General features: G+C 63.2%; 19 protein-coding genes. 10 read left to right on the top strand and 9 right to left on the bottom strand.

The features are described 5' to 3' along the window. Nucleotides 1-227 precede the first annotated feature (227 nt). The 5 genes from GL4_RS15335 (at nt 228) to pqqB (ending at nt 8628) form a co-directional block, all read left to right on the top strand. On the top strand, nt 228-2897 hold the full coding sequence (locus GL4_RS15335) for a TonB-dependent receptor family protein (protein WP_045368816.1): 2670 nt from the start codon (nt 228-230) through the stop codon (nt 2895-2897). A 558-nt stretch (nt 2898-3455) separates the two neighbouring features. Continuing rightward, nucleotides 3456-6260: a TonB-dependent receptor plug domain-containing protein gene (locus GL4_RS15330; protein ID WP_172653384.1), complete on the top strand. Its 2805-nt coding sequence runs from the start codon at nt 3456-3458 to the stop codon at nt 6258-6260. Between the two features lie 170 nt (nt 6261-6430). Then, nucleotides 6431-6967: an SH3 domain-containing protein gene (locus GL4_RS15325; protein ID WP_045368812.1), complete on the top strand. Its 537-nt coding sequence runs from the start codon at nt 6431-6433 to the stop codon at nt 6965-6967. 244 nt (nt 6968-7211) lie between these two features. Beyond that, nucleotides 7212-7466 carry a hypothetical protein gene (locus tag GL4_RS15320; RefSeq protein WP_045368809.1) on the top strand — a complete coding sequence of 85 codons (255 nt, stop codon included), beginning with the start codon at nt 7212-7214 and terminating at the stop codon, nt 7464-7466. 223 nt (nt 7467-7689) lie between these two features. After that, nucleotides 7690-8628 carry a pyrroloquinoline quinone biosynthesis protein PqqB gene (pqqB, locus tag GL4_RS15315; protein WP_045368807.1) on the top strand — a complete coding sequence of 313 codons (939 nt, stop codon included), beginning with the start codon at nt 7690-7692 and terminating at the stop codon, nt 8626-8628. On the opposite strand, the gene GL4_RS16990 is transcribed toward pqqB, so the two are convergent. The 9 genes from GL4_RS16990 to GL4_RS17805 all read right to left on the bottom strand — a co-directional run bounded on the left by GL4_RS16990 (nt 8625) and on the right by GL4_RS17805 (nt 19954). After that, nucleotides 8625-9623: a CHAD domain-containing protein gene (locus tag GL4_RS16990; RefSeq protein WP_052464679.1), complete on the bottom strand. Its 999-nt coding sequence runs from the start codon at nt 9621-9623 to the stop codon at nt 8625-8627. The genes pqqB and GL4_RS16990 overlap by 4 nt on opposite strands. Before the next feature lie 95 nt (nt 9624-9718). Continuing rightward, nucleotides 9719-10330 carry a thiamine phosphate synthase gene (locus tag GL4_RS15305; protein ID WP_045368804.1) on the bottom strand — a complete coding sequence of 204 codons (612 nt, stop codon included), beginning with the start codon at nt 10328-10330 and terminating at the stop codon, nt 9719-9721. An 8-nt stretch (nt 10331-10338) separates the two neighbouring features. Then, entirely contained in the window at nt 10339-11127 is a 789-nt protein-coding gene (locus GL4_RS15300; protein ID WP_045368802.1) for a thiazole synthase, read from the bottom strand. A gap of 41 nt (nt 11128-11168) precedes the next feature. After that, nucleotides 11169-11366, bottom strand: coding sequence for a sulfur carrier protein ThiS (gene thiS, locus GL4_RS15295; RefSeq protein WP_045368799.1), 198 nt, complete (start codon nt 11364-11366; stop codon nt 11169-11171). Further along, nucleotides 11344-12366, bottom strand: coding sequence for an FAD-dependent oxidoreductase (locus GL4_RS15290; RefSeq protein WP_045368797.1), 1023 nt, complete (start codon nt 12364-12366; stop codon nt 11344-11346). Before GL4_RS15290 ends, thiS begins: the two co-directional genes overlap by 23 nt. Before the next feature lie 68 nt (nt 12367-12434). After that, a complete protein-coding gene (ggt, locus tag GL4_RS15285; RefSeq protein ID WP_244462636.1) occupies nt 12435-14222 on the bottom strand; it encodes a gamma-glutamyltransferase in 1788 nt (595 codons plus the stop codon). Nucleotides 14223-14299: 77 nt separating this feature from the next. Beyond that, nucleotides 14300-17767, bottom strand: coding sequence for an error-prone DNA polymerase (locus GL4_RS15280; RefSeq protein ID WP_244462635.1), 3468 nt, complete (start codon nt 17765-17767; stop codon nt 14300-14302). Beyond that, nucleotides 17764-19353 (bottom strand): Y-family DNA polymerase, encoded by a 1590-nt coding sequence (locus GL4_RS15275; protein ID WP_172653383.1) that lies wholly within the window; start codon nt 19351-19353, stop codon nt 17764-17766. Before GL4_RS15275 ends, GL4_RS15280 begins: the two co-directional genes overlap by 4 nt. Further along, nucleotides 19247-19954 carry an ImuA family protein gene (locus GL4_RS17805; RefSeq protein ID WP_045368786.1) on the bottom strand — a complete coding sequence of 236 codons (708 nt, stop codon included), beginning with the start codon at nt 19952-19954 and terminating at the stop codon, nt 19247-19249. Before GL4_RS17805 ends, GL4_RS15275 begins: the two co-directional genes overlap by 107 nt. 428 nt (nt 19955-20382) lie before the next feature. Here GL4_RS17805 and GL4_RS15265 point away from each other — a divergent pair, with 428 nt between their 5' ends. The 5 genes from GL4_RS15265 (at nt 20383) to GL4_RS15245 (ending at nt 24351) form a co-directional block, all read left to right on the top strand. Continuing rightward, the gene (locus GL4_RS15265; protein WP_045368784.1) at nt 20383-21249 is read left to right on the top strand and encodes a class I SAM-dependent methyltransferase; all 867 of its coding nucleotides are present in this window, start codon (nt 20383-20385) and stop codon (nt 21247-21249) included. Between the two features lie 96 nt (nt 21250-21345). After that, nucleotides 21346-21912: a L,D-transpeptidase gene (locus GL4_RS15260; RefSeq protein ID WP_045368783.1), complete on the top strand. Its 567-nt coding sequence runs from the start codon at nt 21346-21348 to the stop codon at nt 21910-21912. Nucleotides 21913-22147: 235 nt separating this feature from the next. After that, a complete protein-coding gene (locus GL4_RS15255) occupies nt 22148-22330 on the top strand; it encodes a Flp family type IVb pilin (RefSeq protein ID WP_045368781.1) in 183 nt (60 codons plus the stop codon). Between the two features lie 192 nt (nt 22331-22522). After that, a complete protein-coding gene (locus GL4_RS15250; protein ID WP_045368780.1) occupies nt 22523-23206 on the top strand; it encodes a DUF1007 family protein in 684 nt (227 codons plus the stop codon). 20 nt (nt 23207-23226) lie between these two features. After that, nucleotides 23227-24351 (top strand): nickel/cobalt transporter, encoded by a 1125-nt coding sequence (locus GL4_RS15245; RefSeq protein WP_156137645.1) that lies wholly within the window; start codon nt 23227-23229, stop codon nt 24349-24351. Nucleotides 24352-24366: the final 15 nt, after the last annotated feature.

Below are 24366 nucleotides of genomic sequence, written 5' to 3'. Positions count from 1 at the left end.
CCAAAAGACCCAGGGGCATTCGGGTAGATTGACCCGTCCGTCAATGCTAATTTTTCGTTAATGGAAAATGGAACCTAGCCAACTAGGTTTGCCTGTGGGGGGCTTTGACTATGGGACCCAGAGTGTGCGGGGGCGCGCTGGCGCTTGGTATTTGTGCCTTTTTGCCGGCTGAAGCAGTCGGTCAAGCCACTGAAAATGAAGTTATTTCAGAAGAGACAGCGCCGGCGGTGACGGCGCCGGCGGTGGGCGGCGAGCCTCCTGCCGACGCCACGCTCGAGCTCGAAGGCGATGTCCCCGCCGTCGAAATCATTCAATCCCAACCGGAACCCGAGCAACCGCCGGAACCTGTCCAGGCTGAAGCCCGGCCGGAGCCGCGGCCCGTTTCGGTCCCTGCGCCGCAACCGGTGGCGTACGAGCCGCCGTCCGCCCAGCCGGCGTTCGAGCCTATCGAACCCGAAGAGTTCTTTCCGACACTAATCACGCAGCAGCAGCCCGAGTATTACGGTCCGGCCGCCGGCGAGGCGAATTTCGAGCGGACATGGAACGGCGCCGAGTCGCCGATCAATCCGAACAACGGCATCGCGCCCGGCAACCTTCAAAATTTCTCCGAAGCCGGTAGCCGCGTGACGCGCCAGCAGATCAATGAGCAAGATCCGCTCAGCACCAACGACATCCTCCAGCGCGTCCCCGGTCTTACGATCGTCAACGACGACGGCATCGGCAACCAGGGCGGTATCGGTATCCGCGGTTCGAACCCGCGGCGGTCGCGTAAGATTCTTGTCATGGAGGACGGTCAGTCCATCAACATGAGCCTCTATATCGATCCGTCCGTGCACTACGTGCCGCCGCCGGATCGTATCGAGGCCGTCGAAGTGATCAAGGGCTCGATCATCTACGCCCCGAACAATAACTTCGGCGCGGTCAACTTCCGCAATCTGCAGCCCTTTGGTCCGGATGAGTTCGTCATGTCGGGTGAAGGTGGCGCTGTCGCGCTTAACGGCGCTGGCGGCGACGGTGGCGCGGGCAAATGGCACGTGCACAACCGAAAGACCTGGGAGAACTGGGGAACCGTCGTATCGTACACGGGCGCCGACGTTCAAGGCACCTGGGATACGGAGCGCCTGACCTACAACGACTTTTATGCTGCTGTCGGCTGGAAGGATACCAACGCGGACTTTGTGTTCTCTGGGTCCTATATGCGTCAGCGCGACAAATACGACGAAGCCAACCTAGAATTCGAAGAAGAAGAGGACGGCGAAGAGGAGGAGGGCGATCTCGAGGAGGATGAGGAGCTCGAGGAAGAAGAGGCGACCGTGTTCCGCTCCGATACCGTCGAGCAGGCCTTCTTCCGAGAGATCAAGCACTGCAAGAGCTGCTTCAACCCGGGTTCGCGCTTCAGCACGTACAACGCCGATCCGTTCCGGCTTCAGGGCACCCTGAATTACTACTTCGACGAAGACACCAGCTCGAACACGCGGGTCTACTATTACCACCACCGCCGCGACCGGTATCAGAACTTCGAAGGTGCCGATCCATCGCAGGCGGAAGGCAATTTTGCGCCGTTTTTGCTCGGCGACGATGTGATCATCCCCGAAGGCGTAATGCTCGGGCGCCTGCGGACCTACCAGCATGTCGGTGGCGAGCAGCGTTTCGAGTTGGCCAACCGCGAATTGATCGCTGGGCTTAACCAGGACTTCCAGTTCGGCGCACGATACGAGCACCACACCTTCGCCAACCGCAATTTCTTCGGCCGTCAGGGCGAAATCTTGGAGGATGGCGATGACAGGGGCCTCACAGTCTTCGACAGCGAGCACGAGGCGGATGCCGTATCGGCTTATGCGCAGACGGTGATTAAGGCGACCCCCGCCATCGATATCGTGCCCGGCATTCGCTTCGAGCACATCTCCTCGAAGGTTCGCCAGCTCTCCTCGAGTGAGGAAGAGGGCGAGGGCGAGCGCGAGCTCGAGGAGTGCGAGATCGACGGACAGGACTTCTTCAATGAAGGCGAGTGCGTTGTCTTCGAGATCAACCCGAACGATCAAAATTTCAACTACGACAAGACGTACTGGCTGCCGGGCATCTCCTTTTCTTGGGGTCTGTTCGGCAAGCAGGTCGCGCCCGTCTACGACGGGAAGTCGCTTCAGGACTACGAGACCGTCTACCACACGACGATGTATGGCGGGTACAACCGCGGCGTGACGATCCCCGTGCAGCGCGAGGGACCCTTCCCGCCGAAAGACGAGCTCGGCGACAACTTCCAGCTCGGTGTGCGTTCGACAGGCGTCAAGGGCGTGACGTTCGATATGGCGGGCTTCTTCAAGTCCATCGAGAACTATCAAGTCCGTGGATCCTCAACGACGACTTCGGGGCTCAACGTCTACACAAACATCGACCAGGTCGAGATCAGCGGTGTCGAAATGTATGGCCGCCTCGACTCCCGCCCGTTCACGGGATGGAACCTCAACCCGTATTTTGAAGGCACGTTCACCTATTCGAACGGCGTGGTGACCGAGGGTGTTCTGCCGGGCGGCGAGAGCATCGTTGGCAACCGCATTCCCTTTGCGCCGCGTGAGGTCGCGTATCTGACAACCGGCATCGAGAGCACGGCCGGCTGGAATGCGAGCGTCAGCTTCGTCTATCGGGGCGAGTTCTATACGGACGAAGAGAATACGCCTTTCGGCGGTGACCCCAGCGGTGAAGATGGCTTGGTCCCAAGTGTTTGGCTGCTCAATGCGCGGGCCAACTACACGATCCCCACGGATGTGTTCGGGAGCGAGATGGTGGTCTTCGTCTCGGGCGAGAACCTGACAGACAAGCTGTACATCACCGACCGCGAGGATGGCATCAAGCCTGGCCTCGGCCGGTCTGTGATGGCAGGCGCAAGGGTGAAGTGGTAGGCCGCTGAACCGGCCCATCTCACAGCTTTATCGGAAACAAGGCGGCGCTAAGTGCGCCGCCTTGTTATTTTGAAGCGCGCCATGCGGCCTGTGTTATTTCCGCCACGAACGCGGAGATACGGGGTCCGGACAGAAGCCACCCAAAATACCGATCATCCAGAGCTTCATTTGATTTCTTCCCGACTACTCGGGAAGAAATCAAATGGGTAATGGTCAGGTTTGGGGGACTAAGTCCCTGAATCTTGCGGAACCGCGCCGGCAACGCGCGCGGCGGCCTCGTTCATGGACCTGACTGCGGCCTCCTCAGCGGGAAGATCTTCCCGCTCGTTTTTGGATCGCCCCGTTGAGCGTCCTCTTACAGGTTGTGACGGGGCGCAATCACGGGATGGGGGATTCGCGCGGGGATATCTGGACAACCGACCACCACGTTTCCACGATGGGGTCGAGATCACATGGCATCCGCCGCGTCTCTCCGTCCAAATACAAAATGCCCCCGACAGGGAGAATGCAGCCTTCGCGTTGACGCGGAGGCTCACGACAGAGGACTGGGGGAAAAGAATGCCGTCACGTGTGTTTTGGGGCGCACTTGCAGTCAGCACTGCGGCCTTGCTGCCATACGATGCGATAGGTCAAACGACCGAAAACGAGGCGGTCTCGGAAGAGGCCGCACCGTCCGCTACGACGCCGGCGTCCGGTGGGGAGCCTCAAACGGGGGGAGCGACCGAGGGTGACGTTCCGGCCGTCGAGATCATTCAGCCCCAGGCGGAACCCGAGCAGCCGCCCGAGCGTGAGCAGGCCGAAAGCAAGCCGGAGCCGAAGCGCCGTCCCGTATCGCGCCCCGCGCCACAGCCGGTGGTGCGAGCACCCGAGCCGGTCGCGTATGAGCCGCCGGCTCAACCAGCGTTCGAGCCCATCGAGCCCGAATTGTTTTTCCCGACGCTGATCACGCAGCAGCAGCCCGACTACTACGGTCCTGCCGGCGGTGAGGCGAGTTTCGAGCGCTCCTGGAATGGAGCCCAATCGCCAGTCAATCCGCTCAACGGTATCGCGCCGGGCAACCTGCAGAATTTCTCGGAAGCCGGCAGCCGCGTGACGCGCCAGCAGATCAACGAACAGGATCCCTTCAGCACGAATGACATCCTGCAGCGCGTACCGGGCGTGAACATCGTCAATGACGATGGCGCGGCGCGGAACGGCGGCATTGGCATCCGCGGCTCGAACCCGCGGCGCTCGCGCAAGGTCCTCGTCATGGAGGACGGTCAGTCGATCAATATGAGCCTCTACATCGATCCATCGGTACACAATGTCCCGCCGCCGGATCGTATCGAGGCCGTCGAGGTGATTAAGGGCTCGATCATCTACGCCCCGAACAACAACTTCGGCGCCATCAACTTCCGCAACCTCCAGCCCTTCGGGCCGAACGAGTTCGTTATGTCGGGCGAGGGTGGCGGGGTTGCCCTCGAAGGCGCGGGCAGCGACGGCAGCGCAGGCAAGTGGCACGTGCACAACCGGTCGACCTGGGGCAATTGGGGCACGGTCGTGTCCTATACCGGCGCCGACGTGCAGGGTGCGTGGGACACAGAGCGCCTGCGTTACAACGATTTCTACGCGGCCCTCGGCTGGAAGGACACCAACGCGGACTTCGTACTCTCCGGGTCCTATACCCGCCAGCGCGACAACTACGACGAAGCCAATCTAGAGTTCGAAGAGGAAGAGGACGGAGAGGAAGAAGGCGATCTGGCGGAGGACGAAGAACTCGAGGAAGAAGAGGAGACCGCGTTCCAGTCCGACACGGTCGAGGAAGCGTTCTTCAAGGAGGTGAAGCACTGCAAGAGCTGCTACAACCCCGGCTCGCGCTTCAATACGTACAATGCCGATCCGTTCCGCCTTCAGGGCGTGCTGAACTACTATTTCGATGAGGACACGACGTCCACGACGCGCGTCTACTACATGCATCACCGCCGGGACCGGTATCAGAACTTCGAGGGCGCAGACCCGTCGCAGGCTGAGGACGCATTCAGCCCGCTCTTCGTCGGCGACGAAGCGCTGATCCCCGAAGGCGTGATGATCGGCCGCTTGCGCACCTACCAGCATGTCGGCGGCGAGCAGCGCTTCGAATTAGCCAATCGGGAGTTTGTCTCCGGTCTTAATCAGGACCTGCAGATGGGCGTGCGATTGGAGCATCACACCTTCGCCAACCGCAACTTCTTCGGCGATCAAGGTGAGATCTTGAGGGATGGCGACAAGAAAGGCCTCACGGTCTTCGATAGCGAGCACGAGACCGACGCCGTCTCGGCCTACCTCCAGACGGTGATCCACGCGACGCCGGCCATCGACATCGTGCCCGGCATTCGCTTCGAACACTTCAACTCGAAGGTCGTCCAGACCGCCTCCTCGGAAGAGGAAGGTGAGGGCGAACACGAACTCGACGAATGCGATTACGCGGGTCACGAATATTTCGAGGGCGAGGAGTGCGTCGTCTTCGCGCTTGAGCGCGACACGAAGAACTTCAGCTTCAACAAGACCTATTGGCTCCCCGGCATCTCATTCTCCTGGGGCTTGTTCGGTCAGCAAACCGCACCTGTCTATGACGGCAAGTCTCTTCAGGACTATGAGACCGTCTATCACACGACGATGTATGGCGGGTACAACCGCGGCGTGACGATCCCCGTGCAGCGCGAGGGACCCTTCCCGCCGGAGGACGAGCTTGGCAACAACTTCCAGCTCGGTCTGCGCTCCACCGGCATCAAGGGCGTGACGCTCGACATGGCGGGCTTCTTCAAGAACATCTCTAACTACCAGATCAAGGGCTCCGCCACGACGGCCTCCGGTCAGAACGTCTTCACGAGCGCCGACGAGGTGCAGATCAGCGGTTTCGAAATGTACGGCCGTCTCGACTCCCGGCCCTTTACGGGATGGGACCTCAACCCGTTCGCGGAGGCGACCTACACGTACTCGAACGGCGAGATAACCGAAGGCATCTTGCCGGGCGGCGAGAGCATCGTCGGCAATCGTATTCCCTTCTCGCCGCGTGAGGTCGCGTATCTGACCACGGGTATCGAGAGCACGGCCGGGTGGAATGCGAGCGTCAGCTTCGTCTATCGGGGCGAGTTTTACACGGACGTGGAGAACACGCCTTACGGCGGCGACCCGAGCGGCGAAGACGGCTTGGTGCCGAGTGTCTGGCTCCTCAACGCGCGGGCCAACTACACGGTCCCACAGAACCTGATGCCGAAGGCCGATATGGTCCTGTTCGTTTCCGGTGAGAACCTCACCGACGAGCTGTACATCACCGACCGTGAGGACGGCGTCAAACCCGGTCTCGGCCGGTCGGTCATGGCAGGCGCCCGCATCAAGTGGTAGCCTTGTAGCGATAGTGGCGATTGAAGAGTGGCGGCTCGCGGGGTTCTGCGGGCCGCCATTCATTGTGGGCGTCCGGTCCCCGGCAAGCGATCTCCTTGCGATCAGGTTACGCGGCGCGGTTAATCGCGCCCGGGTCGAAAACCGGTCGGAAGCGTGGCAAACTCCGATCCGTGGCCGACGCGTCTTTCTCTTGCGCGGCCGGACTGGACAACGTCGACATGATGGCTCTCGAGACGGCTGTGCCCCGACTTTCAACAGCGCTTCTTGCGATCACTGCGGTTTCGCTGGCTGTGTCGTTCAGTTTGCCAGGACAAGCCAAGGCGGCGACCGCTTCCGCGAAGCGGCCCGAGAGCATCTACGCTGCACCGAACACCAATGCGAAGGTGCTTGGCCTGATCGGGATCTCTCAGGTCGTCGACGCCAAATCCTGCAAGAGCGGGTGGTGCCGCGTCGGCCCCGGCTATGTGAGGGCGAGTTCCTTGCGCTTCTTCAAGGAGCGTGAAGGATACGAGAGCGCCTACGAGTACAATGCGCCATTGCCTCCGCCCAACTACGGCTACACCCCGGGGTTCTGGGGCTTTGGCGGCCGGCGTCATTACGATCGGTTCGGCAACTACACGAAGTACGGCGTTCCCGGTTATCGCGGTCCGGTCGATCCGCTCGAGGGCACCGTCGAAACGCGGCGCGGTCTCTTCGGCCGGCGCTAGCGCCTCCGCACAAGCCGCCTCGCTCTCGCCGTTCCGTATCCGCGCCGATGGCGTGCACCTCGGAGCCCTTCGCGCGCGCCCACGGTATATTTCGACGACATCTTTGCCAATTCTTCCCGTCGGTTTTGCCTCACACTGGCAAGTCGGACCTTGTAACTTCCAAGCCAGGAAACGCCTGAGCGGGCAAGACGACGCGACATCTGTCGCGAACGAAACGCTAGCTAGGAAGAAAGGCTGACTTAATATGAAAAAGTTGATGATCGCTGCCGCTGCTCTCGCCTTTGTGGCGACGCCCGCGTTCGCCGATGACGATCCAACTGCGGATGAAGCTGCCAAGATCAAGGAAGTCATCGCGGCTTGGGGCTGCGAAGGCGGTGAATTCGAAAAGGAGACCGAGGCTTCGGGCGTCTTCGAGGCTGAGGACGTGAAGTGCAAGGACGGTCAGTACGACTTCCGTCTGGACAAGGACTTTAAGGTCATTGTGATCACGGCGGACTAACGCGGGTCTCTCCCCTGGCGCGGATGGGTAGAAAACGCGAAAGCCCGACGCGGTAATCAGGGACGTATGGGGGCGTGGACTGCGGGCCACGCCCCTTTTTCTTGCGCAATCGAGACGGGTTCCGCGATCCTCCGATCGCGCAACGGAAGTTCTGCGTCGTTGCAGATCAAGGTCAAGAATGAGCTTGACGGGCGACACCCGTAGACGCCATGCATGCGCTACTATGTTCATCAAAGTTATCGGCGCAGGCGCAGGCGGTGGCCTGCCGCAATGGAACTGCAACGGTCGGAATTCGGCCGCCGCGCGCTCGGGTGTCCCGACGGTCAGGCCCCGCACGCAGGCCTCGGTGGCGGTCAGTGCCGATGGCAAGCAATGGGTTTTGTTGAACGCGGCGCCGGATTTGCGCCAGCAGATCAACGAGACGCCGGAACTTCAGCCCGATCCCGACGGTCCGCCGCGCAACAGCCCCATCAAGGCGGTCGTGCTGACGAATGGCGACGTGGACGCGGTGGCGGGCCTCCTGTGTCTGCGCGAGAGCCAGCCGCTGACGGTCTACGGCAGCGCGCGCGTGCTCGATGTGCTGGCCGACAACAGCATTTTCGACGTTCTCAATCCCGACCTCGTCGCGCGCAAGACCATGGCGCTAGGCTCGTCCTTCGCGGTCGAAGGGCCGGACGGCCCCGTCGGGCTGACGGTCGAAGCCTTTACGGTGCCGGGAAAGATACCGCTCTATCTCGAGGACGAAGAGAAGGGCACCGGCGGCAGTTTCGGCACCGAGGAGGGCGACACGCTCGGCCTCAAGGTAACCGAGGATGCGAGCGGCAAGTCGTTCTTTTTCATTCCAGGCTGTTCGGGACTGGACGATGCTCTGCGGGCGCGGCTTCAGGGCGCGGCGCTGTTGTTTTTCGATGGGACGCTCTACACGAACAACGAGATGATCGACCAGGGTCTCATGCAGAAGACGGGCGACCGCATCGGACATATGAATATGTCCGGTCCAAACGGAACGCTGGCTTTGATGGAACCGCTCGGGATCGACCGCAAAATCTTCATCCACGTGAACAATTCGAACCCGGTCCTCCGGGAGGATTCGCCCGAGCGCGCTGCCGTGGAAGCGGCGGGTTGGACCGTCTCCTATGACGGTATGGAAGTAGAGCTCTAGCTCTGCCCGCCGTACTTTTTCTGGTTCTCCACGTCGGGCCTCCCGTGCCCGATTGCGATGACGTTGTCGTCCTGACGCGCCGGCTCAACCGGCTTGAGGGCGCCGACAGCCGCGGTGGTCCAATAGGCGTGGATGCGGCCGGCAAAGGGCGCGGACTTCTCGACGAAGAGCCGTTCGCCCCGGATCTTCGCGTCCTTGCGCAACTCCTTCAGACGAATTTTGCACCGTTTCAGAAAACCCGAAATGTCCTCGGGACTCCCGAACGCCATAGCCGGCGTCGTCGCCAGATGCATCAGGTTGGCGATGTCGTGATCATCGCCCAGCGTCTGCGACAGGCCGCGGGCGGCCTCCGTTCGCGCGCCGAGTTCCGACGGCCAGCAAGGGGTGAGCAACTGCATGTGACGCCAGTGGCGCTGAACGCTCTTGCGCCAATCGTGGATCAGTTCCGAATCCTTCGATCGGAAAGCCGATTTGAACTGCTCCCTGGCGCGGTAATAGCTGAGCTGCAGCCCTTTCGAGATGGGCGTGAAATTGTCGGGGTAGACGACGAGGCTCGCGAAACGGGGGCGGAGCTCCAGCAGCATCTCCAGCGATTGCGACGCGGAGTTTTGCTCAAGGTTCTGCTCGGCCGCCTTGCGGCGCTCCCGAAGCCAGCCGCGCATCGCCTCGATGGGACCATCTCCGAGCCCTGGCTCGGTGTTGCGTTCCAACGTGTTTAGGGCATCGAACAGGGCGTGCGCGTCGCGCGCGGCCGCCAGCCCTTTGCCGATACGGGCAACGCGCGCATTCAGATTGGCGTAAAGGGGTTCGGGCAGGCCGGGCCGGGCCAGGACAAGGAGCGAGCGCAACCGCTTGAAGCACTTCCGTGCGCTGTGAACGCCCTTGTGGCGATCCGGCGTCGAGGCGAGCGATGTGTGGGCAACATCCAGCTGGTCTAGCGCAACGGAACGCAAGGCCTCGCTGATGGGCAAGGCAGGGTCAAGCTGGTAACTCATCGATTCCCCGCGAATATGAAACTTCGGTGACAATTTTTCCGGCGACCCCACCCAAAGGTCAAGGCCTATTGCCTACTTGCCCGTGTGAACGGTGGCTAGCGCCGCCGCCAGGGCTCCGTGACCGCGACCCAGGTCTCGGTCCGCTTCTCCGGGGCCTCGTGCGTCACGATGTCGGTGATCACCGCCAGGCTGTCCGCGCCCGCCTCAAACACCGCAGGGGCACGGTCGGGCGTGAGGCCGCCGATGGCCACAAGGGGGCAGGGCACTTGCGCTTTCCAGGCGGCCACGCGGTCGAGCCCTTGCGGCGCCCACGGCATTTTCTTGAGGAGCGTCGGGTAGACAGGCCCGAGTGCCACGTAGTCGGGCTCGGCGGCAAGGGCGGTCGCGAGTTCCTCGTCGCTATGGGTGCTGATGCCGAGTTTGATCCCCGCGTCGCGGATCGCGTTGACGTCGGCGTCGGCGAGGTCTTCCTGGCCGAGATGTACGAAGTCCGCCCCGGCTTCGATCGCCTCTTGCCAATAGTCGTTCACCACAAGCTGGCAGCCTGCGTCTGCGCACAGCCTGAGCGCCTCGCCGATTTCCGTCCGCACCGTATCCGCCGGCGCGTCCTTGATGCGGAGTTGCACCAACTTCAGCCCCGCCGGCAGCAGCCGCTTGAGCCAGGCTGTGTCCGGCACGATGGGATAGAACGGGTCGAGTTGGAGCACGCTGCGGATCAGGACGCGTTATCGATCTTGAAGAAAGGTGTTCCCGCGATCGGCGTGGACGGTGTGGCCATGTCGCGCGGTTCGACAATTCCCGCCTCGTAGGCAAGCCGGCCGCCCTCGATCGCCCGGGCGAAGCCGCGCGCCATGGTCACGGGGTTGCCCGCCTTCGCGACAGCGGTGTTCAGAAGAACGCCGTCGTAGCCCATTTCCATGACTTCGGCGGCATGAGACGGCGCGCCGAGGCCTGCATCGACGATCAGGGGCGTGTCGGGAAAATACGCCCGCAGCGTCTTGAGCGCGGTCTTGTTTGCGAGTCCGCGGGCGGAGCCTATCGGCGACCCCCACGGCATCAAGACCTCGCATCCCGCCGCGGCCAGGCGTTCGGCCACGCTTAGATCCTCAGTGGTGTAGGGCAGCACGTCGAATCCGTCGGCATTGAGTTCGGCGGCGGCCTCCACGAGACCGAACACTTCGGGCTGCAGCGTGTCGTCGTTGGCGATGACCTCGAGCTTGATCCAATTCGTCCCGAACAGCTCGCGCGCCATCTGGGCAGTGGTGATCGCCTCCTTCGCCGTATGGCAGCCAGCCGTATTGGGAAGGACCCGGCGCCCGAGCTCTTCGATCAGCCCCCAGAAGCCTTGGCCGGTCTTGGCCCGCGCGGATTCCCGTCTGAGAGACACGGTGACGATCTCGGCGCCCGAAGCTTCGACGGCCTGGCGCAACAAATCGGGCGAGGCATAGCCCGCCGTGCCCAGCAGCATGCGCGAGGAAAACTTCGTGCCGTAAAGTTCAAGCATCAGCGATCATGCCTTTGGCGGCCTGTCTCGGCCGCTCTGCCTTACCCGCCCTGTCTTGGCGCGACGATCTCAATTTCGTCGGCTTCGGCAAGCTGGGTGCGCGCGCGGGCCGTGGCGGCGACGAAGCTGCCATTGACCGCGGTCGCTATCTTCGCATCGGCGAAACCGAGCGTCTTGCAAAGTTCGTCGAGGCTGTTTGCGTCGGTCGTGAAATGCTCACCGTTGACCAAAATCTGCAATGAAGACCTCCGGGTGGGTGACGCCGGTTTCCAAGTAGTGCGCCACCATTTCAGCCATGACCGGCGCGAGCAAGAAGCCGTGCCGGTAGAGCCCATTTACAAAGATATAGCCCGAACTCGTGATAATCCTAGGCCGGTTGTCGGGAAATGCCGGCCGGACGCCCGCGCCGAGGCTGAGAATCTCGGCTTCGCCGAAGGCGGGATCGAGCACATAGGCGGCGCTGAGAAGCTCCAAAGTCGACCGCAGGGTCACGGGCCCTCCATCTTCGCGTTCGATCGAGGTCGCGCCGAGCATGAACCGGTTCGCGCCGGTCTCGTCCTCGCCCCAGGGCACGAGGTAGAGCGGAAAACGGGGATGGAGGAGGCGAATGGACCGCTCGAAGGCGATGTCGGGGGAGCGGACTACGATCCGCTCGCCGCGGACGCCCCGCAGGGTGGGCAGCATGTCCTGCGCGCCAAGGCCCCGGCAGTCGACGATGAAGTCTGCCCCGTCAGGGGTCTCGCCCGTACCGAACTGGACAACCGCGCCCGCGTTCCGAACCTCGTTCAGAAGGAAGTGCAATGCGGCTTCCGGATTAAGATGGGCCTCGTCGGCATAGAATAACGCCGTGTCGAAACGGGGGATGAGATCCGGCTCCAACTCTTCCAACTGCGTGGCGTCGAGACGGCTGCCCCCTTCGGTCATGCGCTCGAAACGATCGAGAAGCGTGCGGTCGCGTGCCGGCGCCACCACCAGGCTGCCGGCGGATGTGAGATCCGGATAGGCGGCCTGCCACAATTGAATGCCGCGCATGCCCAGTTCCCGGATCACGGGCTCCGCGCTTTCTTCTTCGCAGCGTGGCGCCAGCATCGCGCCGGCCCAGGGACTGCAGGCATCGGTGAACGGCTCTGTGGATTGTTCCACCACGATGATGCTGTGCCCCCGGCGCGCGAGAGTCAGCGCCTGCCAAAGTCCAGTGACTCCGGCGCCGCGGATCGCGATTTTATAGGGGCCAGTCATTGTCTTCGAATTGCCTGCTCTTGCGTGCGGACTGAGGCATAGCCGTCACGCACGCCGATACCAAGTATTCAATCGCCGAGTGCGACACCATCGCGGCGCGGATCGGCGCCGCCTTCGAGGCCGCCGGGCGTCACCGCGATGATATGCAGCCCGCTGGTCATGGGAATGCGCTTCACCGGATGGCCCTTGTCCGTCAGCGCGCTTGCCAGCTCATTCCATTCGGTACCGGTTTCGAGGAGGACGCCCCACGGCGAGCCCCCGAAATTGATAAGTGCGGCCGCCTCAGCAGGATCCAGGCCCCAATCCATCATCGCGATAATGGCTTTGAGGTTGAAGATAATGATCGCCGGGCCGCCGGGCGACCCCAACACGTAGTCGAGACCGCCATCGGGGCCGAAGATCATGGTTGGATCCATGGAACTGCGCGGCCGCTTTCCCGGCTCGACCCGGTTGGCAATCTCCATGCCGTCCTCGTCCTTGGGTAGAAAAGAAAAGTCCGTCAGCTGATTGTTGAGGAGGAAACCGCGCACCATGCTGCGGGCGCCGAAGGCGGTCTCGATGCTGGTGGTCATCGAAAAAGCATCGCCGCTGTCGTCTACGACGGACACATGGCTTGTGCCGCCCTTCTCCTCGGTGGCGTCGCGTCCGAAATTGCTGGAAATGTTCGGCGGCGTGCCATGGGTGACAGTTTGGGCGGCGCGCTCGGGATCGATCAATGTACGACGCTCTGCCAGATAATTTTTGTCGAGCAAACCCGCGAGCGGCACGTCCACGAAGTCTGGATCGGCCAGATAGCGCGCCCGGTCCGCGAAAGCGAGCCGCTGTGCTTCAAGGATGGCATGTGTGGCCTGTACGCCCATCGGTTTTGTCCCCAGATCGAACGGCTTGATCAGTCGGAGCGTTTGCCCCACGGCGACCGCGCCTGACGAGGGCGGTCCCATGCCGCAGACGGACGAGCCGCGATAAGGCACGCAGACGGGTTCGCGTTTCTTGGGGCGATAAGCTTGGAAGTCGCTTTCGCTTAGCGTGCCTGCACCGCGCTGATCGCTTTGGACCGTCTTCGCGATGTCGGCCGCGATGGGTCCTTTGTAAAACGCGTTGATCCCCTCGTTGGCGATGGTCTCGAGGGTCTGCGCCAGTGCTTCGTTCTTCAGGATGGTTCCAGGCGGATGGGGTTTGCCGTTCGCATCAAAGAAGTAGGCGCGGGCGGCGGCGTCGAATGTGTTGATGTCGGCCTCGCCCAGCAACTTGGAGAGCCGGGCGGAGACCGGAAAGCCGTCGCGGGCGAGCTTCATGGCGGGCTGGAACAGCTCCGCCCAAGGCAGTTTGCCGTATTCGTCGTGCACGAGCTTGAGCACCGCCAGCGCGCCGGGCACACCGACGGAGCGTCCGCTATGCATGGCGACGGGCCGGGGCAGGGGCTGGCCGGCTGCGTCGAGGAAAAGCTCGGGCGTCGCGCTGGCGGGCGCCGTCTCGCGCCCGTCATAGCTGGTCAGCGTTTCTTGCGCGGCGTCCCAGTACAGAATGAAAGCGCCCCCGCCGATGCCCGACGATTGCGGCTCGACCAGGGTCAGCACCATCTGCGTGGCGATGCCCGCGTCGATGGCCGCGCCGCCTTTGCGCAGCATCTCGAGCCCCGCCTCGCTGGCAAGCGGGTGCGCCGCGACGATCATGTGCTTCTTGGCTGTGACGAGCGGTTTCTGCGCAAGACCGCTCTCGCCCTCGGGCAGGTCGAGGGCGTGGGCCGGGACGCTCAGAAAGAAAATCGCCGCGAGGGCGGCGAGAACGCGATACGCGAGTCTTTTCGGGTGCAGCATGGGCGCAGCATATCTACTTTCGCGGCTCTCGCTAGTCACGCGTCCGTTAGCTTTGTCCTTTTGCTTTGTCGCATGTCCGGCTTGAAAACCGGTGTTCACCTTTTATGGACATGCTCTCAATGAAAGTCGCGGGATTTCGGAATGATGCGGGTGTCGCGCGGGTGACAGCGGGGATGCCAACGCGGGTGTCGGTCCTCGCCCTTGCGGCGCGGCTCGCTGGTCTCTGGGCGTTTAACGTGGTCGGCGGCGGCAAGCGGCGGCAGGAGGCCGGGCTTGGGTTGCGACGAGCGCCAGGACCCGGGATCGGGCCGGCGTATCTCGTCCGCGTTCGCCAGCGTCGCCTCGAGTTCGTCGTCTTCGGACAGGCGGTCCAGCCAGTCATTTTTATCTTCGAGGTGCTCCGCGACGACATGAATAATGTCTTCGTGCCGCTGGATCCGGCCATGGATCACCACGAGCCGTGCGCCCATGACCACTTTGCGCATGCGCTCCAACACCGAGGGCCAGATCACCGCGTTGGCGACGCCGGTTTCGTCTTCGATGGTCATGAACACCACGCCGGAGGCGGAGCCGGGACGCTGGCGCACCAGGATCACGCCGCCGACGCTGACCCGCGTGCCGTCCTTCATCGCCTTGACCGCGCCGCATGAGACGATGCGGGCGGCCGTAACTTGCGCGCGCAGGAACGACATCGGGTGAGCTTTGAGCGAGAGCCGCAGCGTGCGGTAATCATTCACCACATGCTCGGGCAGAGGCATGGCCGGGAGTGCGACCTCCGGCTCGCGGCCCATTTCCGTGGCCTGCGCATGTTCGAACAGCGGCAGGGCAATTTCCTTCGGGAGCCCGCGCACGGCCCATAGTGCCTGCCGCCGGTCGAGCCCGAGCGAGCGGAACGCATCGGCGGATGCGAGCCGTTCAATGCCGGCGCGGCCAAGACCGCTGCGGCGCCAAACGTCTTGTATGTCGGCATAGGGACGATCTCGTCTGATGACGGCCTGATCGGCATCGGCCTCGCGAAACCCGTCGATCTGGCGGAGCCCCAACCGCAAAGCTTGGAACTTGCCGGTACCCGCCTCCAGCGTACAGTCCCAATGGCTGTGATTGATGTCGGGCGGGCGCGCTTCGACGCCATGTTCGCGGGCACAGCGCACGATCTGGGCCGGGGCGTAGAAACCCATGGGCTGGGAGTTCAACAGCGCGCAGGCGAACACGTCCGGGTAATGGCATTTGAGCCAGGACGACACATAGACGAGATGGGCGAAGCTCGCCGCGTGGCTTTCGGGAAAGCCGTAATCGCCGAAGCCCTTGATCTGGTTGAAGCAGCGTTCGGCGAAGTCTTGCGGATAGCCGCGTGCGGTCATGCGGCCGACCATCTTGTCCTGAAGCGTGCCGATCGTGCCGCGCCGCCGGAAGGTCGCCATGGCGCGGCGCAGCTCGTTCGCTTCGTCGCCGCTGAATTTCGCGGCCACCATGGCAAGGCGCATTGCCTGTTCCTGGAACAGCGGCACGCCCATGGTCTTGCCGAGTACTTGATGCAGCTCGTCTGGCGGCCCGTGATCGGGATGAGGCGAGGGAAACGCGACCTTCTCCTCGCCGGAGCGGCGGCGCAAATAAGGATGCACCATGTCGCCCTGAATCGGACCGGGCCGGACGATGGCGACTTCGATAACGAGGTCGTAGAAGCAGCGGGGCTTCAGGCGCGGCAGCATGTTCATCTGCGCGCGGCTCTCCACCTGGAACACGCCGATGGAATCGGCGCGGCAGAGCATATCGTATACTTTTGGGTCTTCGCGCGGCACGGTGCCGAGCGTGAGGTCTACGCCGTAGTGCTCCTTGAGAAGCGCGAAGGCCTTGCGGATGCAGGTGAGCATGCCGAGGCCGAGCACATCGACCTTCAGAAGGCCTAGCGCATCGAGGTCGTCCTTATCCCATTCGATGACGGTGCGGTCTTCCATGGCCGCGTTGCCGATGGGCACAAGCTCGGACAGAGGTCCGCGCGTCAGCACGAAGCCGCCCACATGTTGTGACAGATGCCGGGGAAAGCCGATGAGTTCATGGGCCAGCGCCAGGCAGCGCGCGAGGCGCGCATCGGACGGGTCGAGCCCCGCCTCGCGTACATATTTCTCGGGCAGTCCCTTATTGCTGAGGCCCCATATCGTGCCGGCGAGCGCGGCGACCGTATCTTCGGAAAGCCCCAACACCTTGCCCACCTCGCGCACGGCGGAGCGGCCTCTATATGAGATGACGGTCGCGGCGAGCCCCGCGCGGTCGCGGCCATAGCGCGCATAGATATATTGAATCACCTCCTCGCGGCGCTCGTGCTCGAAGTCCACGTCGATATCGGGCGGTTCGCGGCGTTCAGGCGAGACGAAGCGCTCGAACAGAAGATCGATCTCGGTGGGATCGACATTGGTGATGGCCAGGCAATAGCACACAGCGGAATTGGCGGCTGAGCCGCGCCCTTGGCAGAGAATGCCGAGGCTGCGCGCGTAATGGACGATGTCGTAGACGGTCAAAAAGTAAGGCGCGTAGTTGAGCTCCTCGATGAGCACGAGTTCTTTTTCGATCGTGTCGCGGACTTTGTCCGGGATGCCATCCGGAAAGCGCCAGGCGGCGCCCTCCCACGCCAGCTCCTCCAGATGTCCTTGCGGGGTCTTGCCTTCGGGAACCGGTTCGTCCGGGTATTCGTATTTCAACTCATCGAGGGAGAAGCGGCATGCGTTCGCGATCTCGACCGTGCGCTCCAGCGCCTCTTCGTAGCCTTTGAAGAGCCGCGCCATCTCGGCGGGCGCCTTCAAATGCCGCTCCGCATTGGCCTCGAGACGAAAGCCTGCCTCTCCAAGCGAACATTTTTCGCGGATGCAGGTGAGCACGTCCTGGAGCGGTCGGCGCTCCGGCGTGTGATACAGCACGCCGCCAGTGGCGATGAGCGGGATGCGCGTGCTCTCGGCGAGGCGCGCGGTCCTTTCGATCCGTATGCGGTCATCGCCGCGATAGCCGTGATGAGCGGCGAGATAGAGCGGCGTGCGGAAGGGCAGTGCTTCTTTGATACGCATGAGTTGCGCTTCGAAAGTGCTGTCATGCCCGCGAAAGCGGGCATCCACTAACCCCTGATCTTCGCAATCGATAGGACGGTGGTTACTGGATCGCCCGGTCAAGCCGGGCGATGACGATGAAGAAGGCAGCGCGATGAAGATCAGCCCATCCGCGTGTTCCGCCACGTCGTCGAGCACGAGAAGACATTCCCCTTTCTCGGCGCGGCGCTGCCCGCGTGTCAGCAGGCGGCAGAGCCGGCCATAGGCCGCGCGGTCCGTGGGATAAGCGAGAAGGGACGGCGCATCCTGCAAAATCAACCGCGCACCGACGATGAACTGGATGCCGGCCTCTTTCGCCGCGATATGCGCCCGTACCACGCCGGCAAGCGTATTGGCGTCCGCCACCGCTATGGCCGTATGGCCGAGCGCCGCCGCTTGCGCCACAAGCTCTTCGCCATGGGAACCGCCGCGTAGAAAGGTGAAGTTCGTGGTGACGTCGAGTTCGGCGTAACGGGGTTCGGCAAGAGCCGTCATGGGATGACCAGTCATGGGAACACCCCATGCAGGAACCAGCGCGGGGGATCGCCATCGCGCGCCTCATCCCGTTCCTGGTAAAGCCCCTCGCGGAAGACCCAGTAACGGCAGCCATCTTCGTCCTCGATGCGGTAGTAATCGCGTGTGCGCTGCGCCGGGCTGCCGTCGAGGACGCGCCACCATTCGGGCGCGATGCGCTCAGGCCCTTCCGCCTTGACGACGCGGCGGCTGACGCGCCGCCAAGTGAAGCGGAGCGGCGGTCCTTCGGGGACTTCCGCCATCACGGTCACACTTTCCGGTGTCGCGAGCAGAAGGGGCGGGCGCGGCGGCTTCTCCAAAGAAGTGTTGCGGGCGTCGCCGGTCCAGGCCGGCAGCTTTGCGAAGGCGCTGCGCGCCGTTTGCGCAAGCTCGGGGATGTGGCTTTGTTGCGGGAACAGGCGGCGCACGGTGCGGGCGCCCAAACGACTGGCAAGCGCGTCGATGAGTTTTTCGGGGCCGGGCTTGCGGTCGGTCGCGCTGAGAGCAGTTTGCTCCGGGGACAGATCGTCGACGGCGAGCGCCGCGAAGGTCATGAGGTCGACGCCGAATCCCATGTCGATCGTGTCGAGCTTCTCCTTGAGAAGGCGCACCAGGTGCGCCGCCGTCGCCGATGGCGCGCTCAAGCCGGCTTCAAGCGCGACGGAGGAGCCGTCCGTGCGTGCGGCCCACAACACCACGCGCCGGGCGCCGGCTCGTGCGCGCGCGAGCATGCCGCAGAGCTCGGCCGCCAGACGTTCAAGACCGGCCAGGACCCCGTCATGGGAGATGAGCGGCTCGGCAAAGGAGAGGCGCGCCACGTAATCGGGTGCGGGCAGAAGCGGTGCGTGCGTTTCGTTCCTCCGTCCCAGCGCCTCGTCGAGGCGGCGCAGGACGCTTTCGGCGGCGTCCTTCGAATGAAAGCGCCGTTCGAGGCTGGCGCGTGGCAGGCCGTAAAGCTGGCCGATGCGTTTCAGTCCCAGCCGCCGCAAGAGGAGGACTGTATTAGGCTCGAGGCGCAAGGCCTCGACGGGGAAAGGCGCGAGCGTGTCCGGCAGGGTGTCGGGTACGGCGAGGGCGGGGCTGCGCCGTGCGAAATGCGCCAGCGCCGAGGCGCCCCCGAGCGTTCCGGCGCAGCCAAACCGCGCGCGGAAGCCCAGCCTGGCAAGACGGTCTTTGAGATCGGCAAGCAGTTCGGACTCGCCGCCGAAAAGATGCGCGACGCCGGTCACGTCGAGCCAAAGGCAGTCAGTGCCGTCCACGTTGAGGGACGGGCTGTAGCGGGAGGCCCAGCGGGCGAGGGATTCCAGAAAGGCCGCATCCTTATCCGGCGCATTGGGCTCAGTGAGGAGCGCGGGGCAGATGGCGCGGGCATCGGCCAGCCGCATGCCGGGGGTCAATCCCTCCTGCCGGCAGGGGATGTTGAGGGCCGTGAGCGTGAGCCCATGCGTGTCGCTGCCGACAAGCGCGAAGGGCGCCTTAGCCGGTGGCGGTGCGTGACCCGCGCGCAAGCGTTCCCGGGTCAGCCGCTCGATCGGAAGATGCGGGAACCACACGCAGACCATCCGGCTCATGCGGGCCGTCATGTTCGGCCTCCACATGAAAGCCGACTCCCTCTCGTTGAGCACTGGCCCGGCTGCGTTCGAGGGAGAGGCGCCAGCAGGCGGGGCCAGGAGTACCTTCGCCGAAATGGGCGCCTCCGCCGAAGCCGGCGCCGGTATCGAAAGGGATATGGGCGCTGGCCTCCGTGGCGATCCGCCAGCGCGTGAGCGTGCCGGGGATCTTCGCCTCGCCATGACCGGTGAGGAGGAAGCATGGCGTGCCGGCGGCGCGGGCGGCGAGCCCCAGACGCCGGGCGGTGAGCTGCGTCTTGATCTCGGTTTGGGCCAGGCCTGCGATCAGGGAGGCGCTTTTCAGCCCTTCTTCCAGAGCCCAGGCGGCTTCGTCCGCGGTGTGTGTCTCGACGATAAGGACGCGCGCCGGGTCGAGGCCAGCCTTGAGGAGGCCAGGTCCGTAAGGGCGTCCCCATTCCTGGGCGTGCCGTTGCGTCATGCACCACAGCACCGCTCCCGGACCTTGCTTTTGGATGTCGGCAATCACGGACAGGGCAAGCCCCAGCCCCGCCGGCGTGTCGCGATAGGCATGGGGCTTGATCTCGTGCAGCCCTGCTTGGTGCAGCGTGCTCAAAGGGCTGTGCGAAGCGGCATTCGCTGTGTTGGAGGCAGAAGAAGAAGGCGTCAAAGAGCAGGCGGGACGGGAAGGGGCCGCACCCGGCGCGGGGGGGATGCTTAAGGAGACGGGAACCTGTTCGAGTGCTCGGATGGATGCCCGTAGCCGCTCAATCAGGACCCTTCCCGTGTGACCGCCTGCTCTTTCTTCAACGTCAGCCGGCGGAACGAGGGCACTAAGATCGCCGTCTGGAACGTTGTTACGCATTACTGACACTCCACTCTCGTTCCTGTTTTGTTCTTACTCCCGAGTCGGGGATGAGTCAAGGAAGGAGGTTGGGTGGCGGCTCCTAATTGAGGTCCAGCCGGCGCAAATGCCGCGCTTGCGTCCTCGCGTCCGTGCGGTCATCTAGAGGGCGCATCGCTAAGAGAAGGAAGACGTTGCCCATGAGCCAGATCCAGCCCCAGCCCCCGGCACAGACCGTTTCGGCGGAAGATTGGGCCAACGAACGCGGGCAGAAATGGTGCGATCAGCTCAGCGCCATGGAGGCCACGCTGGATCCTGTCGATGCGCCGCTGATCGATGCGCTTCAGCTGGATCGGCCCCTCCGGATCGCGGAGATCGGCTGCGGCGGCGGGGGCACCACGCTGAAAATCCTGCGCAACGCGCCCGCAGGAAGCAGCGTGCACGGGATCGATATCTCACCCGCCCTTGTCGAGAAGGCACGAACCCGCGCCGCGACCGAAACGGGCGACATCGCCTTTCACATCGCCAACGGGGAGCGCGCGCCTGCGCCCGCCGGCCCGTATGACCGGCTGGTCTCGCGCTTCGGCATCATGTTTTTCGACGACCCTGAGGCTGCTTTCTCAAACCTTTCGTCCTGGCTCGCACCCGGCGGTCGGATTGCCTTCGCCGTCTGGGGCCCGCCGCCGCAAAACCCCTGGATGACGAGCCTGCGCGAGGCCGTAGTCCAAGTCATGGAGGTGCCGGAACCGGACCCCGACGCGCCTGGGCCGTTTCGCTATGCAGGCGGGGAAAAGCTATTGGGTCTTCTAAAGGCCGCCGGCTTGCGCGACCTCGAAGTCCGCGATTGGCGCGGCACGATCCCTCTTGGGGGCGGAGTCCCGCCGGAGGCTGCCGTGGACTTCGCATTCAGCGCCTTCTCACTCGGCGACCTGCTCGCCGAGGCCGACGCAGCCGTCAGTGCCGACGTACGCCGACGCCTGACCCAGCGCTATGCGCAGCACGAAACTGATGGGGCCGTGCATATGGACGCCCATGTCCACATCGTCACCGGCACGCGCCCAGACTGACCGGCCGGGCACTTTCCCGCACGGGCACGTCCGTTTGGATTTCGCTAACCAGAATCACCCCACGCTTCCTGCAAAGAAGCGTAACGAGGTTTTGTGATGCGTATCCTCGAATTTCCGGCCGCCGTTGGGCTTGCGGCGGCGCTCGCCGCCTTGCCGGCCACCCAAGTCTCGGCGGGGCTGTTCGATTCGATCCTGTCGCCCGCGCCGCCGCAGCCCCAAGTGGTGGGGCGCCATCTGGTGTCCGTGCCCCCCGGCTACAAGCCCGGAACCATCTTCGTCCAGTTCGGCCAGGCCCGGCTCTACTATATCCTGCCGGGCGGGAGAGCCATCAGCTATCCGATCGCGGCCCCCAAGGGCGACGCGCGATGGTCTGGCGAAACCTATGTCAGCGAAAAGCGCGTGAACCCCGGATGGACGCCGACGGCTGAAATGCGCCGGGAAAACCCCGACCTGCCGGCCTATGTCCCGGGAGGGCATCCCCGCAATCCGCTGGGGGTGCGGGCGATGTATCTCGGCAAGAGCCTCTACCGCATTCACGGCACCGATGCGCCCTGGTCCATTGGCCAGTCGGTGTCCCACGGCTGCATCCGCATGTTCAATCAAGACGTGGCCGATCTCTATCAACGAGTATCCATAGGGACGCCCGTCAGCGTCACATGGTAAACCGCAAGTTAATAGGAAGTAAGTCTGAGGTTAACGGTCAGAACAAAACCGCAGATTTGCTGGATTTTTGGAATTTCTCGTTAAGGGATTTTTTACCCTAAGGATCCCGACTTTAGAGGATCGATTTAACCTATGTCTAACGGCTGACTGTTAGCTTCCTCGTCAGGTTCCACGGGCCAAACGGAGTGCGTACGGGGCCGATGTTGAGAGTTCCAAGTGTAATGGGAGAGTCCAGATGACTTCTATCAAGCGTTTTATCAATGACGAGTCCGGCGCAACCGCTATCGAGTATGGCCTGATTGCTGCTGGTATCGCCGTTGCGATCATCACGATCGTCAGCACGGTCGGTGGTACCCTGACGGGTATCTTCACGAACGTGAACACGGAGCTTCAGAAGCTTCCGGGCGGCGCATCGTAAGATAGCGAACGCAAGCTTTGGCGGGCCCGGTCTCCGGGCTCGCCGTTTTCTTTTCTTCTTTGTTCTACGATCTCGAACACATCCTCTTCCGGAGCGCTTCCCTAGAGCCTCAGAGGATGTGATTTCGTTACAGCCCCCAATCCTCCATAATTCAGGGCTAATCCACGCGCTTCGAATCAAAGGAGCGGAGCCTTGCCATATTGGAGCGGGCGCGCGACGCGCGCGGCCCTACACGTGGCGCTTTTGGGAGCGGCCACTACCGGCTTTGCGGCCTCCGTGGAGGCGCATCCCCACGTTTGGGCGACTGTGCGTTCCGAAGTGGTCTTCGGCCCTCGAACAGAAATCACCGGCATCCGACACGCCTGGACGTTCGACGAGTTCTACAGCGCCATGGCGGTGCAGGGGCTCGACACCAATGGCGACGGCACCTATGCGAAGGATGAACTCGAGCCTCTTGCCAAGGTTAACGTCGAATCCTTGAAGGACTTTGACTACTTCACCTATGTGAGGCGGGAGGGCGACGATACGTTTCTACCGTTGAAAGGGCCCGAGGACTACTGGGTCGAGTACGACGGCACGGCGCTGACACTCCATTTCACCTTGCCGCTCGAGGCGCCGCTCTCGCCGAGCTCCAAGAGCGTTACGGTGGATGTCTACGATCCCTCGTTCTTCGTGGCGTTCGGCTTTGCCGAGACGGACCCGGTGAAGATCGCCGGATCGGCGCCAGGCTGCGCCGCCAAAGTCGTCGCGGCTGATCCGGAGGCGGCCGAAGACGCCAAGGCCCTGACCGAATCCTTCTTCAGTCAGCTCGGGCCGGACTCCAACTATGGATCGCAATTCGCGCAGACCGTGACGGTGACATGCGGCGCCGAATAGCAAGAATCATTCTTGGATGCTTGGGACTGTCCGTTTTGGCGCTGATGCCACTTGGGCAGACACACGCACAGGCGGAGGCGCCGCAATCGCCGCCCTCGGCGTTCGGTGCGCCGGCCCAGCGTCAGGCGCCGCCGTCAGCATTCAGCGCGCCGCAGGGCACGCCCCGGCCGCAGGCCGCCGCTGTTCAAGCCGCGCCCCTAAAGGCGCAAGGTCCATTCAGCCGCTTGCAGACTTGGATCATTCAGACGCAGCAGAAACTGCTGCGGCCGCTTGCGGCGACGATCAAGAAGCTCAAGGAGGGCAATGCCTGGCGGGCCGGGCTATGGCTCGCGGGACTCAGCTTCATATACGGCGTCGTCCATGCGGCAGGGCCGGGCCATGGGAAGGCGATCATCTCATCTTATGTGCTTGCCAACAGAGAAACGGTGCGCCGTGGCATTCTCGTCTCGTTCCTCGCAGCGGCGGTCCAAGGCTTGATGGCCGTGGCCCTGGTCGGTGTTCTGATTATTGCGCTTAACGGCACCGGGATCGAGGTCAATCGCTGGGTCAAGCAATTGGAGAGCGCCAGCTACGCATTGGTTTTTCTGGTTGGGCTTTCGCTCCTCGTATCGACGCTGTGGAGAGTCTGGCGCCGCAGGGGAGCGACGGAAGCGGGCGAGGGGCATCACCACCACGACCACAGCCATCACGACGACGATGGCGATCATGGTCACGCCCACGGCCACGATCACCGGCACGGTCACCATCATCACAATCACGAGTCATGCGAGGCCTGCGGTCATATCGTGGACGTTCGCGAGATCGCGCAACCGATGACTTGGCGAAAAATTTGGGCGGTGGTTCTATCCGTCGGCATTCGGCCATGTTCCGGCGCGGTCCTCGTTCTCGTCTTCGCGCTTGCGCAAGGGCTGTTCTGGGCGGGGGTCGCCTCGACCTTTGCCATGGCGCTCGGCACCGCGATTACGGTCTCGGTTCTTGCGTCTTTGGCGATCGGTTCGCGCAACGTTGCGCTTGCAATCGGCGGTGAGAATACGCGGTGGGCAGAGGCCGTTTGGACGGTCTGCGCAATCGGCGGCGCGTTGTTTGTGATGACGATCGGGCTTCTGCTATTCCTCGCGTCTCTCGGACCGGCGCGGCCGTTCTAGCGGTTGGTCGCAGCC

Source organism: Methyloceanibacter caenitepidi (assembly GCF_000828475.1).
In the GTDB taxonomy this organism is placed as follows: Bacteria; Pseudomonadota; Alphaproteobacteria; order Rhizobiales; family Methyloligellaceae; genus Methyloceanibacter; species Methyloceanibacter caenitepidi.
Note: the sequence above shows the minus strand (reverse complement) of the source record. Positions and strands in the feature narration are given on the sequence as shown.

Excerpts from the sequence above, each read along its gene's own strand:
- GL4_RS15265 (WP_045368784.1), top strand. The coding sequence starts at position 20,383 with ATGAGCCAGATCCAGCCCCAGCCCCCGGCACAGACCGTTTCGGCGGAA.
- pqqB (WP_045368807.1), top strand. The coding sequence starts at position 7,690 with ATGTTCATCAAAGTTATCGGCGCAGGCGCAGGCGGTGGCCTGCCGCAA.
- GL4_RS15280 (WP_244462635.1), bottom strand. The coding sequence starts at position 17,767 with ATGACTGGTCATCCCATGACGGCTCTTGCCGAACCCCGTTACGCCGAA.
- GL4_RS16990 (WP_052464679.1), bottom strand. The coding sequence starts at position 9,623 with ATGAGTTACCAGCTTGACCCTGCCTTGCCCATCAGCGAGGCCTTGCGT.
- GL4_RS15260 (WP_045368783.1), top strand. The coding sequence starts at position 21,346 with ATGCGTATCCTCGAATTTCCGGCCGCCGTTGGGCTTGCGGCGGCGCTC.
- GL4_RS15330 (WP_172653384.1), top strand. The coding sequence starts at position 3,456 with ATGCCGTCACGTGTGTTTTGGGGCGCACTTGCAGTCAGCACTGCGGCC.
- GL4_RS15300 (WP_045368802.1), bottom strand. The coding sequence starts at position 11,127 with ATGCTTGAACTTTACGGCACGAAGTTTTCCTCGCGCATGCTGCTGGGC.
- GL4_RS15290 (WP_045368797.1), bottom strand. The coding sequence starts at position 12,366 with ATGACTGGCCCCTATAAAATCGCGATCCGCGGCGCCGGAGTCACTGGA.
- GL4_RS15255 (WP_045368781.1), top strand. The coding sequence starts at position 22,148 with ATGACTTCTATCAAGCGTTTTATCAATGACGAGTCCGGCGCAACCGCT.
- GL4_RS15275 (WP_172653383.1), bottom strand. The coding sequence starts at position 19,353 with ATGACGGCCCGCATGAGCCGGATGGTCTGCGTGTGGTTCCCGCATCTT.
- GL4_RS15320 (WP_045368809.1), top strand. The coding sequence starts at position 7,212 with ATGAAAAAGTTGATGATCGCTGCCGCTGCTCTCGCCTTTGTGGCGACG.